The organism is Ulvibacterium sp. (assembly GCF_965248315.1).
Taxonomy (GTDB): domain Bacteria; phylum Bacteroidota; class Bacteroidia; order Flavobacteriales; family Flavobacteriaceae; genus Ulvibacterium.
This window is the reverse complement of the sequence record NZ_CBDFIX010000002.1, coordinates 2,432,161-2,448,077: the sequence shown is the minus strand read 5'-3', so window position 1 is coordinate 2,448,077 and position 15,917 is coordinate 2,432,161. Positions and strand designations below refer to the sequence as shown.

The window sequence follows — 15,917 nt, the reverse complement described above, 5'->3', positions numbered from 1 at the left end:
ATCCCCCATGGCAATGAGCAAAAAGGTTATCATAATCGGTTCTGGTTTTTCTTCGCTATCAGCCTCTTGCTATTTGGCCCAACAGGGGTATGATGTCGAAATCCATGAGAAGAACAGCACGTTCGGGGGCCGGGCAAGGCAACTGAAAAGGGATGGTTTTACTTTTGATATTGGCCCTAGTTGGTACTGGATGCCAGATATTTTTGATAAATTCTTCGCCGACTTCGGAAAGAAGACATCCGACTTCTACCAATTGGAAAAACTGAGTCCTGCGTACAAGATTTTTTTTTCCGACGATGTAATCACCATTGGTGATACCATGGATAAAATCTGTGCCGAATTTGAACGCATTGAAAATGGAAGTTCGGCACCCTTGCGAAAATTTATTCATAAAGCGCAGGAGAATTATGAAATTGCCATAAACAATGTAGTACTTCGCCCGGGAATTTCCCCCTTTGAGCTGGTAACCAAAGAGACCGTTCTGCGGGTAGACCAGTTTTTTAAGACCATTAGCGGGGAAGTGAGGAAGAATTTCAAAAATTCCAAACTGGTTTCTACCTTGGAATTTCCCGTACTATTCCTAGGCGCAAAACCTAGTAAGACCCCTTCTTTTTACAGTTTTATGAATTTTGCCGATTTTGGACTCGGGACTTGGCATCCCAAAGGGGGAATGTATGAAATTATTAAGGCAATGCGCAGTTTAGCGGAAGGATTGGGTGTAACCCTATTTGCGAACAGTCCGGTGGAAAAAATACGGGTGAAGAACGGCCGTTGCATTGGAATTGTTAGCAACGGAAATGAGATAGACAGTGATTTTGTACTGAGCGGTGCGGATTACCACCATTCCGAATCTTTGTTGGATAAAGCCTATAGACAATACTCCGAGAGTTATTGGGAACATAAAACCTTTGCGCCATCCTCACTTTTGTTCTATGTTGGTTTCAACAAGAAATTGGAAAATGTAGAACATCATAATTTGTTTTTTGATACCGATTTTGAACAGCACGCCCAAGAAATCTATGATCAGCCGAAATGGCCCTCAAATCCACTTTTTTATGCCAATTTCCCATCAGTTACGGACGATAGTATGGCTCCGGAAGGATCTGAGACCGGTTTCTTTTTAGTTCCCATTGCACCGGGTCTGGAAGATACCCCGGAACTAAGAAGTCAATATTTTGATCTTATCATGCATCGGTTTCAAAATATCACAAAACAAAAGGTAGACCAAAATATTGTTTTTAAGGAGTCCTTTTGTGTCAAGGATTTTGAGGAAGAATACAACTCATACAAGGGAAACGCCTATGGCATGGCCAATACGTTAATGCAAACGGCATTTCTTAGACCTGGGCTAAAAAGCAAAAAAGTAAAGAATCTTTACTTTACAGGCCAACTAACGGTTCCAGGACCAGGCGTGCCTCCTTCATTAATTTCAGGGAAACTAGTATCTCAACTAATTGTCAAACAGAAATAAGTGGAGGATGAAAACTATTTTTGACAAAGTTTCCTATAGTTGTAGCAAAATCGTAACGGAGTCTTACAGCACTTCATTTGCGCTTGCCACTAAAATGTTGGATTCCTCCATACGCGGGGATATCTATAACATTTATGGTTTTGTACGTTTTGCAGATGAAATCGTGGATACCTTCCATGATTATGAAAAGCATACACTTTTTGATAATTTTGAAAATAGTTTAAAAGATGCCCTTGAAAGTAAAATTAGCCTAAACCCTATTTTGAATTCCTTTCAGCATACCTACCATAAATATAAAATACCATATCATTTGGTAGCTTCATTTATGAAAAGTATGCGCACGGACCTAACCAAAAGTGCATACCTTTCAGACGAGGAATACCGGGCCTATATTTATGGATCAGCGGATGTAGTCGGCCTTATGTGTTTGCGCGTATTCGTTAAGGGCAACGAACAAAAGTATGAACAGCTAAAGGATTCAGCCATGGCTCTGGGGTCGGCTTTTCAAAAAGTGAATTTTTTAAGGGATTTAAAAGAGGATTTTGAAGACCTTAACCGTACTTATTTCCCAAATACCAACCTAAATGAGTTGGATGAAGCATCCAAAAACGAAATAGTGGAAGATATCAAGTCCGATTTCAAAAAAGGATATGAAGGAATTCTACTATTGCCTCAAGAAGCCAAATTTGGGGTGTATACTGCCTATAAGTACTATTACAAACTTTTAAAAAAGCTACAGAAAACACCCTCTCTGGAAATCAAAAATACACGGATACGGGTTCCTAATTATGAGAAAATAGGTTTGTTGGCCAAATCTTATGTGAATTATAAATTACATTTGGTATAAGATGACAGCACTAATTTGGATTATCATTTTTATAGGAACTTTTTGCTTCATGGAATTTATGGCTTGGTTTACCCATAAATATATTATGCATGGCTTTTTATGGAGCCTACATAAAGATCATCACAAAAAGGACCATGATTCTTGGTTTGAACGAAATGACGCTTTTTTCATCTTCTACGCAGTGGTAAGCATGTCCTTCATTATGATAGCTACTTCCAGTTGGTTTTGGTATGGATGGCCTATCGGCCTGGGAATCATGGCTTATGGTGGCACGTATTTTTTGGTACACGATATCTTTATCCATCAGCGCTTCAAACTCTTTAGAAATGCCAACAATTGGTACGCTCGCGGCATACGCCGAGCCCATAAGATGCATCACAAGCATTTAGGCAAGGAGGACGGTGAATGTTTTGGAATGCTTTTCGTCCCCTTTAAATACTTTAAGAAATAAGGCATATGGCGCATGCCATTGTTATTGGATCTGGCATCGCCGGTATTGCATCCGCATTGCGATTACGGAAAAAAGGCTATGAGGTAACCGTAATGGAAGCTAATTCTTATCCTGGTGGTAAGCTACACGCAATAGAAAAAAGTGGTTATCGTTTTGACCTTGGCCCCTCCCTTTTCACCATGCCCCATTTGGTAACCGAACTTTTTGAGCTTTTTGAAGTTAAGCCCGAGGCTTATTTCAAGTATATCCGAAAAAAGACCCTATGCAATTATTTCTGGAACGATGGTACCCGGTTTACCGCGAAGTCCGACATGGAAACTTTTGTAAAGGATACCTCCAAACTTTTTGGTGCCTCCGAAAAATCCATAACCCGATATCTTGAGCGAAATCGTAGAAAATATGAGTTGACAGCACCACTATTTTTGGAAAAATCATTGCATAAAATATCCTCTTATATCTCCAAGGATACTGTCAAGGCCATTTCCAGTCTGGCAAAGCTGGACATCAATTCTTCTATGGATGAGGTGAACAAAAAGTTTTTTGAACACCCTAAACTAGTCCAACTCTTCAATAGATATGCCACCTATAATGGCTCCTCTCCTTTTAAGACACCAGGTATCATGTCTATGATACCCCATTTGGAGATGTATTACGGCACCTATTTCCCTAAAGGTGGAATGCATACTATTACCTTGAGTCTTTACCGTCTGGCCCAATCACAGGGAATTCGATTCAATTTTAACTGTAAAGTAAACCGCATCAATGTAGCGCAGGGAAAAGCCAACGGAGTGGAATCCCATATTGGTTTTCACAAAGCAGATTTAGTGGTTTCCAATATGGACGTATATCCCACCTACAAAAATCTATTACAGGGGCAAAAACAGCCCAAACGGGTACTGCAACAAGAACGTTCCAGCTCTGCTCTAATTTTCTACTGGGGAATCTCCAGAAAATTTCCCGAACTGGATCTGCATAATATTTTTTTCAGCAGTTCCTACTCCCGTGAGTTCAAGGCTATTTTTCAAGAAAGAACGCTATGCGAGGATCCTACGATCTATATTAATATCACCAGCAAGGATAAGCCTTCGGATGCGCCCAAAGACCATGAAAACTGGTTTGTGATGATCAATGCCCCTGGTAATTATGGTCAGGATTGGGATTCTTTAAGGAAAAAGGGCCGTAATTGGATCATACAAAAACTAAACACCCAATTGAACGTAGATTTGGAATCATTGATTACTGTGGAGCATGTTCTTGATCCTATGGGGATAGAATCCAATACAAGTTCCCACAGGGGAGCGTTGTATGGAGCTGCCAGCAATTCCAAATTTGCAGCATTTCTGCGCCACCCTAACTTTAAACCCTCTATAAAAAACCTCCTTTTTTGTGGGGGTTCGGTACATCCCGGGGGAGGAATTCCGCTTTGTCTACTTTCAGCCAAAATCGTGGGGGATCTTGCGCCAAAACCATTGAACCATGCTTGAACGATTAAAACAAAACAAGGTAGGATGGGCTATTGGCATTATCTGGCTTTTTCATATCTCCGCCATTATTGGCATTGCATTGGGCCATTTTCAGTGGTTCATTGAAAAGACCCCTTTGAACCTTATCGTCTTTTTGGTACTCTTTTTTTGGGTATACCCGATCCATACCATCAAAAGACTACTGGCTTTTCTCATTTTCTTTTCATGTGGGATATTTACGGAATGGCTTGGTGTAAACTATGGGATACTCTTTGGAAACTATGAATATGGTACTAATCTTGGCCCAGAACTAGATGGAGTACCTTATCTTATCGGAGCGCTATGGGCATTGCTCACCTTTGTCTGTGCAGGAATTGTAGATTATCTTTCAATATCGAAAACCTTAAAAATACTATGTGCCGCACTTTTGATGGTGGCACTCGATTTTTTTATGGAACAAAGCTCCCACCTTTTGGACTTTTGGACCTTTGAGGATAATTTGGCATCCTACCCCAATTATGTGACCTGGTTCTTTTTGGCCTTGGTACTTCAGTTCATTCTTAGGGCGTTGGATATCAAAGGAAACAGACTTTTTTCCATCCACATATATCTGTCCCAGTTGGTGTTTTTCCTTTTCTTTTATTTAAGATAGGTATGTAATTCAGGGAGCGGGTTTTTCCCGTTCCAAGTCCCAACCGATCTATAGGGCTGAAACCTACAAAACATTTCCTCACTATACCAATTCAGCTGCCGTGTCTTTTCAATTGCACTGCGGTGGGCATTACTACGGTAAGCAAAATCCATTAGCGATGCCTTGTCCTGCCAAATACTAAAGGTAGCCATTTGGGTAAAAGGCACCTCACCAATACCTCTGGTAAAGAGCAGCCCTTTGTTATTCGTCAAGGGCTGCTGCGAGTTTGGTACATATTTCCAAAACCTAACCAACCATCTCAGTTTTATGGTGGCCCGAGTGATTACTGAAATATAAGGGTTGTGCTTGTTCAGTTTGCTGCTTTCATTGAAAGGATTGCTTCCGGACCACTCGCCCTTGGCACTAATGTTGCCCATATAGAGTATCCATTGCTCGGAACTTTTTCTACGATAACGTTTCATTAAATCCGAGGTTTCAAAGAAGGAATTTGCCTTTTCCTCATTCTCCCAAACCTGTAAGAGACCATAAACAGACCAATCCGGTAAGGGGTTAAAGCCTACCTTTCCACTGCCCAGCAATTTGTAGAATTGAAGTCCTTGGGTGTGGGACAAAGGGTTATGTGCAAATTGCATCATCCAAAAAGCCCAAATTTTCTGCCTTAGACCGGAATATCTAAAGAAAGTCAAGGTAGTTATTTGATCGGCATCCATTCTCATTCAGTCTTAACCAGACCGTCCAGTTTTTCCCTAACTTCTTCACTATACCAATTTGCCAAACCTGTCTCGGCAAGGATTATTTTTCCATCCCTATCAATAATATAAGTAGTCGGAATCGTTTTCGCGGTAAGAACATTGGGCCCTTGGGTTTTAGAATAATAAACTGGCAAGTCATAACCTTTTTTTTTCAAAAATTTGGATACACGCTCGGGTTCGTCCTTGGCAACAAACATAAAAGTGACTTTGTCCTTATAAGCATCATGCAATTTTTGAAGACTGGGCATTTCTGCAACACAGGGAGGGCACCAGGTTGCCCAAAAATTAAGAAACACAACTTTTCCTTTTTGGGTTTCAAAATTAAAGGTTTGGGAATCCATATCCTCCAATTCCCATTGATACGTATCCAAGGGGGTCCGCATTTTCGTTTTGACTATCGCAGAACTTTGAGCGACCAACCCACTTAATTTTGCCATAACCCGAGATCCTAAAGGGGTAAAAAACAAAAATACCAACGTACCTAGGACTGAAAGGCGTAAGAAAACGTGTTTTTTTGAGTATCTCACTAAGTCCCAGTATTTAGAAGTTTATCCAACAATTGGTAAACCGATGTTGTATCCCAATCCTTGATATCATCTTCCTTTACAACAATGTATCCATTCCTATCTATAATATAGGAAGCCGGAGGCTCCAAAACCTCAATTGGTGAACGCCCACCAATAATCAAATAGGTGACGGGAAAGGTAAAACCTTTGACCTCCATAAATTCTTCCACCGGAGGTCGTTCCTCATTGGTAATGATATAAAAGTCAACTTTATCCCCATAGGCATCGTACAATTTCTGTATGCCCTTGAGTTCCGCTGCACAAGGCAAGCGCCAAGAGGCCCAAAAATTGACGAAGACCACATTTCCCTTGGATTTTTCAAAACTAAAGAAATCCCATTGGTCATCTTTAAGCTTCCAATTATAATCTACCAGCTTGTCCCGTCTGGAGATGGGAATTATATCCGGAGTTCCGGCAAATAACTGATTCAGCCATACTTTGCCATGATAACCTAGGGGTGTAACGAAAAGTGCCAATACCATGGCGATGACCAGGAGTGTGAGTATTGTACTTCGTTTCATTGCAATATCTAAACAAAAAACTCCCTAAAATCGGGAGTTTTATATTCAAAATGTTTTGGTTCAGGCATTTTCCCGTTTGATTACATTCAGTGCCGAGCCTTCCTTAAACCATCCTATTTGCGCATCGTTATAGGAATGATTCGCTATGATGTTGTCCTTACTTCCGTCCGCATGAACCACTTCAATGGTCAAGGGTTTATTCGGGCTAAAATCAGTAATATCCACAAAATTGAAGGTATCATCCTCTTGGATACGATCGTAATCACTTTCATCGGCAAAGGTCAACGCCAACATGCCTTGCTTTTTCAGGTTGGTTTCATGAATACGGGCAAAGGACTTCACCAATACTGCGGCAACTCCCAAATGCCTAGGCTGCATGGCTGCATGTTCACGGGAAGATCCCTCACCATAGTTATGGTCTCCAACAACAATGGTTTTGATCCCATCGGCTTTATACGCCCTTTGGGTGTCTGGAACACCGCCATACTCTCCTTCCAACTGATTCTTTACAAAATTGGTCTTTTTGTTGAATGCGTTAACAGCTCCGATTAGCGTATTGTTGGCGATATTATCCAAATGTCCTCTATAACGTAACCAAGGTCCAGCCATTGATATATGATCTGTTGTACATTTTCCAAAGGCTTTGATCAACAACTTCATCCCCTGCAATTGTTCCGGTTTTATCGGTTCAAAAGGAGCCAGCAATTGTAACCTTTCCGAAGTTGGACTAACTTTAACTTCAACACCGGATCCATCTTCCTTGGGAGCAATATAACCCGCATCCTCTACCGCGAAACCTTCAGGTGGAAGTTCATAACCCCTAGGTTCGTCCAACATTACTTCTTCACCTTCCTCATTGATCAGTTTGTCCGTAACAGGATTAAAATCCAGCCGTCCGGCGATAGCAATTGCTGTAACCAGCTCTGGGGAGCCCACAAAGGCAAGTGTATTTGGGTTTCCATCTGCACGCTTGGCAAAGTTCCGGTTAAAGGAGTGTACAATCGTATTCCGAGGCCCGTCGGCCGCCTTATCCCCATACCGGTCCCACATCCCTATACAAGGACCACAGGCATTGGCAAAGACCGTTGCCCCTATAGTATTGAAGGTATTGATAAATCCATCACGTTCTATGGTGTAGCGCACCTGCTCGGAACCCGGGGTAATCGTAAATTCGGATTTCATTTTTAAATCCTTATCGGCTACCTGTTTGGCTAATGACGCAGCTCTTGAAATATCTTCGTAGGAGGAGTTGGTACAAGAACCTATCAATCCTACTTCAACATTTAACGGCCAATCGTTTTCCTTGGCGGCCTCGCTCATTTTAGAAATAGGAGTAGCCAAATCCGGAGTAAAGGGGCCGTTGAGATGAGGTTCCAATTCCGAAAGATTTATTTCAATGACTTGATTAAAGTACTGTTCTGGATTTGCATAAACTTCGGAATCAGCGGTCAGGTGTTCCTTTACCTGTAATGCCGCATCGGCCACATCGGCCCGATCTGTAGCCCTTAAATATCTATCCATGGATTCATCATATCCAAAGGTAGAAGTGGTAGCTCCTACCTCGGCACCCATGTTACATATGGTTCCTTTTCCGGTACAGGACATAGAGGTAGCCCCTTCCCCAAAGTATTCCACTATGGCACCTGTTCCTCCTTTTACGGTAAGAATGTCCGCCACTTTTAGGATAACATCCTTAGGAGCGGTCCATCCGGACAGTTTTCCGGTAAGCTTTACCCCAATAAGCTTGGGAAACTTTAATTCCCATGCCATGCCGGCCATTACGTCTACCGCATCGGCTCCTCCAACGCCTATGGCCACCATGCCCAATCCTCCTGCATTTACCGTGTGGGAGTCCGTTCCTATCATCATTCCTCCGGGAAAGGCATAGTTTTCCAAAACTACTTGGTGAATAATTCCAGCACCCGGTTTCCAAAACCCGATACCATACTTATTGGATACAGATTCCAAAAAATCAAATACTTCGTTACTGGTCTGGTTTGCCCGTTTCAAATCTGCTTCGGCCCCTACTTTGGCCTGGATCAAATGATCACAATGGACCGTAGTGGGAACGGCCACCTTTGGCTTCCCGGCATGCATGAACTGTAATAAGGCCATTTGGGCCGTTGCATCTTGACATGCCACTCTATCCGGCGCAAAATCCACATAGTCCTTGCCTCTGACAAAAGCCTCGGTAGCTTTGCCATCCCACAAATGGGAATACAATATTTTTTCCGAAAGGGTAAGTGGTTTACCAACGATTTTTCGAGCAGCTTCTACCTTTTCCGCGATGTTGGCATACACCGTTTTTATCATGTCAATATCAAATGCCATTCTCTTCTTAGTTTTAATGGTTGCAATTCAGTAAAATTAAGAAAATCCAAGGGGCAAAAGAAATTTTTTGAACGCGTAGGGCAACTATTTTCAGGTAATGGGCAAAAAATTTCGGGTTTGATTATAATTTAGTCCGTCTACCTGAAAAAGTGGAAGAAAAAAACTACTCCCATAGTTATTTTTCAATTCGGAAAGCCCTCATAAAAATTGGGAAATTGATGCTCTTTTGCTCGATATCGCCCCATGAGGATTTTAACTTATCCATAAAACCATCCACAGGGTTTTCGCCATTATTTTGGCCCATATAATTTTGAACACTGGACCAAGTATTCAAATAGCCGTTTAGACTTCTTAAATCCCATTGGACGTTTATTGCAAAATCCGATTTGATGGCAAGTGGTTGAAAGTCCAGATCAATAGTCTCGTAAGCCGCGTCAATATGTTTTCTTTCCTTATCCCAATAGGGACCGATGATATCTTTGTAAAAATGAGCTATTAATTCATCAATTACCGGGGAAATCCGCAGCAATCCATAGCCCCATACAGCCAGTACCCCTCCATTTTTGCCAACTCTCCTAACTTCGTTATTGAATCCGGCCGTATCAAACCAATGAATAGCCTGTGCTACGGTTATTAAATCAAATTGACTATCCTGGAAGTTGGTGTTTTCGGCCCTTTCGACCTTAAAAATAACATTGTCCCGGTTTCCGGCGTTTTGAATCTGTTTCTGGCTAATGTCCGTGGCAAAAACGGTACTAAAATATGGGGACAAGGCAGAGGCTACTTGACCATTTCCGGTACCACAGTCCCAGCACACATCCTTGGTATGCACCCATTTTAATAGTTCCTCATATAAGGTACTTGGATAGGTTGGACGGAATTTTTTATACGCTTTGGATTGCTTTGAAAATTTGTCCTTTGCTCTTTTCACCTTGAAAAGTTAGGAATAATTCCTAAAGAAGTTTTGTTATGATGTCCTCTTCGGAAATACCTTCGGCCTCTGCCTTGTAGTTCTTAATGATCCTATGCCGTAGAATTCCCATGGCCACGGCCCGGACATCTTCCATATCCGGAGAAAACTTACCGTGAACGGCAGCATGGGCCTTGGCTCCCAAAATAAGGTTCTGTGAAGCCCGAGGTCCGGCACCCCAATCGATGTACTGTTTAACAAAATCCGAGGCAGATGACAAAACAGGTCGTGTACTGTTGACCAAATTGACCGCATACTCCACTACATTGTCCGGTACTGGAATCCTCCGAATCAAATGTTGAATTTCCAGGATCTCTTGGGCATTAAAAAGTGCCTCAACCTTTGGAAATTCGTCATTGGTGGTAGTCTTTACCACGCGTACTTCCTCTTCAACGGACGGGTACTTTAGCTCTATCGCAAACATAAAACGATCCAACTGGGCTTCGGGCAATGGATAGGTCCCTTCCTGTTCTATTGGGTTTTGTGTGGCCAGGACAAAATAGGGCAATTCCAATTTATAGCGTTGCCCGGCAATGGTAACCGCACGCTCCTGCATGGCTTCCAAAAGTGCGGCTTGTGTCTTTGGTGGTGTACGATTTATCTCGTCCGCCAAAATTATATTGGCGAATACCGGTCCCTTTATAAACTTAAAGTTTCGGTTCTGATCTAAGATCTCACTCCCCAGAATATCGCTGGGCATAAGATCCGGAGTAAACTGTATACGCTTAAAATCCAACCCCAAAGTTTGGGCTATTGTATTTACCATTAAGGTTTTGGCCAACCCCGGAACACCTATCAGCAATGAATGGCCTCCCGTGTAAATGGAAAGTAAAATCTGGTCTATGACCTTTTCTTGACCAACAATAATCTTGGCAATTTCCTGTTTGAGCGCACTATGTTTTTCTACAAGTTGATTGATCGCCGTAACGTCTGACATTCTCCTAGTTCTTTACCCAATTGTTGGCAAAATTGCACTCCCTGTTTTTGTCGTTTACGCTAATGTAGGTATCCTCAATATGTTCTTCCATCCACTTTTTTATGGCATTGTATTGTTTCTCCGTAAGGGCCAACTGTTGGATTTTGGTATAGTCCCTTGCAAAATCAGCGATATGTTCATCATACCTGTTGGTAACCTTCAAAATCTTGTACTTTGGGCCGCCACCCCGTGGATCTTCCTCAAAAATGGGATAGGAAATCTCATTGTCCTTTAAATTTCTCACCTGGTTATATAATGTGGGATCCATTTTCGTCAACTCAAATTTAGAATCAAAATTGGTAGGATTCCGTAAAAGGCCTCCATCAAATTTGGTTTCTTTTTCATCGGAAAAATTCAGTGCTGCCTCGGCAAATGTAAATTTCCCGTCCAACACTTTCTGCCTTATACTGTCCAATTCGGACTTTGCCCCATCCAAAGCTTCCTGTGAAATTTCAGGCTGGATCAAGATATGGCGAAGGTCCAATTCTTGACCTCTTATTTTTTCAATATAAATAATATGGAAACCGAACATGGTCTCAAAAGGATCGGACACCTCGCCTTGCCGTAAGCTGAAAGCTACATCCTTGAAGGTCTTGTCAAACCCTGATTTCTTCGTAATACTAGTATACAATCCACCCCTTGGTTTTGAGCCGGGATCCTGGGAATATAAAATGGCCTTTACACTAAAGCTGGCATCGTTGTCCTCAATGTCAGCTTTAATGGTATTGAGCTTGTCAATAACCTTCTGTTTTTCGGCTTCAGTGGGTTTTGGTTGCTTTACAATCTGGGAAATTTCCAGCTCGGCACCAAAAACAGGACGTTCATCCTCAGGGATTTTATTGAAAAACTGCCGCACTTCTTCCGGGGTAATCTCAATTTCCGAAATGATATCACGTTGCATTTTTTCGGACAACATACGAAGTTTATTTATTTTACCGATTTCTTCCCGCAAGCTGGCCTCGTCATCCTTCTTGTAGAACTTTAGCAACTTGGCCATAGATCCAGTTCTTGAGACCAGTTCCTGAATTTGTGCCTCGGTAGTGGCCGCCACCTCATCATCAGATACCAAAAGGCTGTCCTGTACGGCCTGATGTGCATACAAGCGATCTTCCATAAGTTTTCCCAAAAGTCCACATCTCGTGATATCCTCGGTGGACGCACCTTGACTTTTGAGATCTATCAGCGTTTTGTCGATGTCGGAATCCAAGATTACATAGTCGCCAACCACCGCTGCAATACCATCCAATTTAATTCTTTTGAGGTTCTCTGAGGTGTCTTTTTTAATTTCCGCCTCGGCTTGCATTGTGGACGCCATGGGCTCCTCTTGGGAATCCGATGCAACAGCATTGCTACTTTGGGCCGATAAAATCCCTTGCATACATATAAGCGAACCTAAAATAAGCGATTTAGTTATCTTGTGCATAGACCTCGAATTCATTTTGTTTAATGGCTTCATCTATCAATTCCGTTTCCAATTTACGTATATAGTCCAATTTTCTCCTGCTGAGAAGTACTTGTTTAATGGTAGGCTCTATAAAGGACAAGGGTGCTATTTCGTTAACCTGACGAACATCGTTTATCCTAGCCAAATATACCCCTATTGAATCCTCCAATTCAAAAAATTGTGATTTTTTTAAGTATCGGTCCTGATTATCAATGGTCAAAGGAGGAATCTCCTCGATTACCCTGGAGGCCCTGATCCAAATGGAATCGTTGAAATTCAATTTACGGAACTGCACCCCTATGGAATCCAAATAGACCATATCCTCTTCCGTAAAGCTTTTTAGTCGCTTTATGACTTCTCCCTTATTCAGAAACTCGGTTGGGAGCTCAATAAAACGAAGCTGTACCAGCTTTTCCTTCAATTTAAAGTTTTCCTTTTCACGCTCATAAAAACTCTTCAATTGGGAGTGGCTTACCAAGGAATCACTTCCTTGGCTTACCAAGGCTTCCTTGTAGGCCCTAGTATATAAGTCTGTGCGGTAATCGGCCACTAAGGCATCGAACTCTGCTAATTTTTCTTCCTGTAAATTAATTTTTGCCTTATCCAACAAAAGTTGTTTGGAAGCCCAATTATTGATGTAATTGGTAACAAAGGAAGCGCTGTCTTCACGGGAAATGCCCTTTCTTAACAGGGGCAAAATATCTTCATTGTACAAATAATGCTCCCCTACCCTTGCCAATGGTTCTTTTGCCTCTTTTTCCTTCAAAAAGGAACCGCAGGACATTATAAGGAGCACTACAAAAAAGCAAAGGAAACCTTTTGTCCTTGCATTGCTTAAAAAGATAAACATCCGGCAAAAATAAAAATTAATGTGTGCTTAACAAGTTATGAACCTTGGATTAACACATTTTTAGAGGCCGCCCCTACATTATTTTATTACATTAGTAGGGCGAATACAATAACTACACCAACCATGAAATATACTACTGAAATCACTATTGACATTCCTATTGAGGCGTTTGTCCAGAAGTTGGATAATCCCGATAATATGAAACATTGGCAACGCGGCCTTGTAAGTTATAAACAGCTCTCAGACACACCAGGAGCGGAAGGGGCCCAAATGGAACTACATTATAAAATGGGCAAGCGAGATATGGTGCTTATTGAAACCATTCTTAGAAGCAACTTTCCCCATGAATTTCATGCTACCTATGATACTAAAGGGGTACACAACATTCAGAAGAATTATTTTAAGGACATAGACGGACATAGTACCCAATGGATATCCGAGGCGGAATTTCAGTTTTCCAGTTTCATGATGAAAGTAATGGGATTCCTTATGCCCGGAGCTTTTAAGAAACAATCTCAAAAATATGCAGAAGATTTTAAGGCCTTTGCCGAAAATGGCATCTCTGTTGCCGATGCATAAACCTTTGGAACCAAAGCGATGAAAAGAATACGACTTATTTGGGACTTTAGGGGCCCAGCCGCGGATAAAACGGCACAACATCACGAAATACACTTGAAACAGTATAGTGCCACCATTAATTTGAATAAGGGGCTTGCAGGTTCCAAACGACTAAACGATGTCCACAGTATTGCCTATTTGATTGTTGATGAGTCTGACATGATCAAAGTAAGGGATGCTTTGAAGCCACATCGTGGAGAGATTTACGAAAAGAGCTCTCCAGGGTTCTCAAAAGAAGGGAAATAGCCTGATCATGAAAAACATACAACCACTTTTAGTCCAATGAAGAAAAAACAACCGACCAAAACTTAAACTAGAATGAGATTATTCTTTTTTTCTTTAGCCATATGTAGTGTTTTAATGGCTTGTTCGCATGCCCAGGTCTTGGAGGACCCCCTGCAAAAGGTGCTTTCCTCAGAGAATCCGAATATAAAACAAGTTATGGATAGCGTAGACCAATTTGAAGTACAGATCCGCTATACCCAAATAAATCGCAAAAAGGACAGTATCATTTTTACAGATTACGATTTTCAAGTAGACAAGCACAATTATTTCTATCCCGCAAGCACAGTAAAGTTTCCCATTGCGGTCCTGGCCCTGGAAAAACTAAACGAAATCGATACGCTGAATAGGAATACTCGCTTTTATGTGGAAGGCGATTCCATCGAGACTACCTTCGCCAAAGCTATTTCCGAGATTTTTGCGGTTAGCGACAATCACGCCAATAATCGCTTGGTAGAATTTTTAGGTCAAGATGCGATCAATAACCGATTAAGAGATAAGGGCGTGGACCCGGTACGGATTTCCCACCGTTTGGGCTATCATTCCGATGATGTTACTACAAAACCTCTTATCATTTACCTCAATGACAGTACAACAGCCACATTGGAGGGGAGTACAAATACGGCTCCAAGGCCCTTGCAACTGAACAAAACAAGGAAAGGAACAGGGTTCTATGAAGAAGACTCATTAATGAAAGGACCTTTTGACTTTAGTTTGAAAAATTATTATCCCATAGATGCCCAACATGGGGTATTGAAAAGGGTAGTTTTCCCGGAGAAGTTTTCCGATAAGGAAAAGTTCCAACTTACCGAACCACAAAGGGAATATTTATTAACGGCCATGCATACCTTGCCCAAAGCCCTGGGTTACGACCCAGAGGAGTATTATGATGGATACTGTAAATTCTTTTTGTACGGCGATACCAAGGAAAACATTCCTGGGAACATAAAAATCTACAATAAGGTTGGTTTTGCTTATGGCACACTCACGGACTGCGCGTATATAACGGATGCGGAAAATAATGTAGAGTTTATGCTTTCGGCCACCATCTTGGTCAATAAGGACGGTATCTTTAATGATAACCAGTATGAATATGATGAAATTGGTATTCCCTTTTTAGCAGAGTTGGGAAGACAGTTATATGATTACGAACTAAAACGTGCTAAATAAACCCTATGGAAAAGCTAAGTTTTGATTCTTTCACCAAGAAAATATATATAAACACTACAAAGGAAAAACTCTATTGGTGCTGGGCAACTCCTGAAGGCATCTGTTCCTGGTTCCTGAGAAAGGCCCAGTACTTCTCGCCGGAAGGCGAGCGACGTAATGAAAAGGACTCTATGCAAATCGGCGATAGCTATATTTGGGAATGGCATAATTGGGATGACCAGGAAAAGGGACAAGTTATACGGAACAATGGTATGGATTTTTTAGAGATTTCTTTTACAGACAGCAAAGTCTCCGTACAAATAGAAAGTCAAGGAAACGCATGTCTGCTAACTTTAAAACAGTATGATATTCCCACAGACGAGGAGAGCAGGTTGAACATCCATTATGGATGTAGCAATGGCTGGACCTTTTGGCTGGCCAACTTAAAGGCTTATCTGGAGCATGGCATTCTACTCAATGAAACAGAAAGGGATCTTCGGAATATTCCTTTGGTCGGGTTTGAATTTGTGAATCTTTAGTAACAATACTTGTACCTAGAACCAACAGCCACTCT

17 protein-coding genes are annotated in these 15,917 nt (G+C 41.6%); 9 read left to right on the top strand and 8 right to left on the bottom strand.

All coding sequences use genetic code 11. The annotated features are described in order from the left end of the window. Positions 1–13 precede the first annotated feature (13 nt). From ACP2AF_RS12250 to ACP2AF_RS12230, 5 genes are read left to right on the top strand one after another with little or no spacing between them, the layout of a single operon-like run. Entirely contained in the window at positions 14–1,471 is a 1,458-nt protein-coding gene (locus ACP2AF_RS12250; protein ID WP_425236444.1) for a phytoene desaturase family protein, read from the top strand. 7 nt (positions 1,472–1,478) lie between these two features. Further along, entirely contained in the window at positions 1,479–2,318 is an 840-nt protein-coding gene (locus ACP2AF_RS12245) for a phytoene/squalene synthase family protein (RefSeq protein WP_425236443.1), read from the top strand. A gap of 1 nt (position 2,319) precedes the next feature. Continuing rightward, complete coding sequence (locus tag ACP2AF_RS12240; RefSeq protein WP_425236442.1) at positions 2,320–2,769, top strand: sterol desaturase family protein; 450 nt, start codon at positions 2,320–2,322, stop codon at positions 2,767–2,769. Between the two features lie 5 nt (positions 2,770–2,774). Further along, entirely contained in the window at positions 2,775–4,253 is a 1,479-nt protein-coding gene (gene crtD / locus ACP2AF_RS12235; RefSeq protein WP_425236441.1) for a 1-hydroxycarotenoid 3,4-desaturase CrtD, read from the top strand. Next, positions 4,246–4,884 (top strand): carotenoid biosynthesis protein, encoded by a 639-nt coding sequence (locus ACP2AF_RS12230; RefSeq protein WP_425236440.1) that lies wholly within the window; start codon positions 4,246–4,248, stop codon positions 4,882–4,884. The genes crtD and ACP2AF_RS12230 overlap by 8 nt, the downstream gene beginning before the upstream one ends. Here ACP2AF_RS12230 and ACP2AF_RS12225 read toward each other — a convergent pair. From ACP2AF_RS12225 to ACP2AF_RS12190, 8 genes are all read right to left on the bottom strand, one after another. Next, a complete protein-coding gene (locus ACP2AF_RS12225) occupies positions 4,872–5,594 on the bottom strand; it encodes a DUF3291 domain-containing protein (RefSeq protein WP_425236439.1) in 723 nt (240 codons plus the stop codon). The genes ACP2AF_RS12230 and ACP2AF_RS12225 overlap by 13 nt on opposite strands. 2 nt (positions 5,595–5,596) lie before the next feature. Beyond that, complete coding sequence (locus tag ACP2AF_RS12220) at positions 5,597–6,073, bottom strand: TlpA family protein disulfide reductase (protein ID WP_425236438.1); 477 nt, start codon at positions 6,071–6,073, stop codon at positions 5,597–5,599. Positions 6,074–6,162: 89 nt separating this feature from the next. Further along, positions 6,163–6,723, bottom strand: a complete 561-nt coding sequence (locus ACP2AF_RS12215) for a TlpA family protein disulfide reductase (protein WP_425236437.1) — start codon at positions 6,721–6,723, stop codon at positions 6,163–6,165. Positions 6,724–6,783: 60 nt separating this feature from the next. Continuing rightward, complete coding sequence (locus ACP2AF_RS12210; RefSeq protein ID WP_425236436.1) at positions 6,784–9,054, bottom strand: aconitate hydratase; 2,271 nt, start codon at positions 9,052–9,054, stop codon at positions 6,784–6,786. 175 nt (positions 9,055–9,229) lie between these two features. Beyond that, entirely contained in the window at positions 9,230–9,985 is a 756-nt protein-coding gene (locus ACP2AF_RS12205; RefSeq protein WP_425236435.1) for a class I SAM-dependent methyltransferase, read from the bottom strand. A gap of 22 nt (positions 9,986–10,007) precedes the next feature. Then, a complete protein-coding gene (locus ACP2AF_RS12200; RefSeq protein ID WP_425236434.1) occupies positions 10,008–10,961 on the bottom strand; it encodes an AAA family ATPase in 954 nt (317 codons plus the stop codon). 4 nt (positions 10,962–10,965) lie between these two features. Beyond that, positions 10,966–12,423 (bottom strand): peptidylprolyl isomerase, encoded by a 1,458-nt coding sequence (locus ACP2AF_RS12195; protein WP_425236433.1) that lies wholly within the window; start codon positions 12,421–12,423, stop codon positions 10,966–10,968. Next, complete coding sequence (locus ACP2AF_RS12190) at positions 12,407–13,294, bottom strand: peptidyl-prolyl cis-trans isomerase (RefSeq protein ID WP_425236432.1); 888 nt, start codon at positions 13,292–13,294, stop codon at positions 12,407–12,409. The genes ACP2AF_RS12195 and ACP2AF_RS12190 overlap by 17 nt, the downstream gene beginning before the upstream one ends. 123 nt (positions 13,295–13,417) lie before the next feature. On the opposite strand from ACP2AF_RS12190, the gene ACP2AF_RS12185 reads away from it, so the two are divergent. The 4 genes from ACP2AF_RS12185 to ACP2AF_RS12170 all read left to right on the top strand — a co-directional run bounded on the left by ACP2AF_RS12185 (position 13,418) and on the right by ACP2AF_RS12170 (position 15,882). Continuing rightward, positions 13,418–13,873, top strand: a complete 456-nt coding sequence (locus tag ACP2AF_RS12185) for an SRPBCC family protein (protein ID WP_425236431.1) — start codon at positions 13,418–13,420, stop codon at positions 13,871–13,873. Between the two features lie 18 nt (positions 13,874–13,891). Next, positions 13,892–14,158 (top strand): hypothetical protein, encoded by a 267-nt coding sequence (locus ACP2AF_RS12180; RefSeq protein WP_425236430.1) that lies wholly within the window; start codon positions 13,892–13,894, stop codon positions 14,156–14,158. 72 nt (positions 14,159–14,230) lie between these two features. Then, positions 14,231–15,364, top strand: coding sequence for a serine hydrolase (locus tag ACP2AF_RS12175; protein WP_425236429.1), 1,134 nt, complete (start codon positions 14,231–14,233; stop codon positions 15,362–15,364). 5 nt (positions 15,365–15,369) lie between these two features. Beyond that, positions 15,370–15,882 (top strand): SRPBCC family protein, encoded by a 513-nt coding sequence (locus ACP2AF_RS12170; RefSeq protein ID WP_425236428.1) that lies wholly within the window; start codon positions 15,370–15,372, stop codon positions 15,880–15,882. Positions 15,883–15,917: the final 35 nt, after the last annotated feature.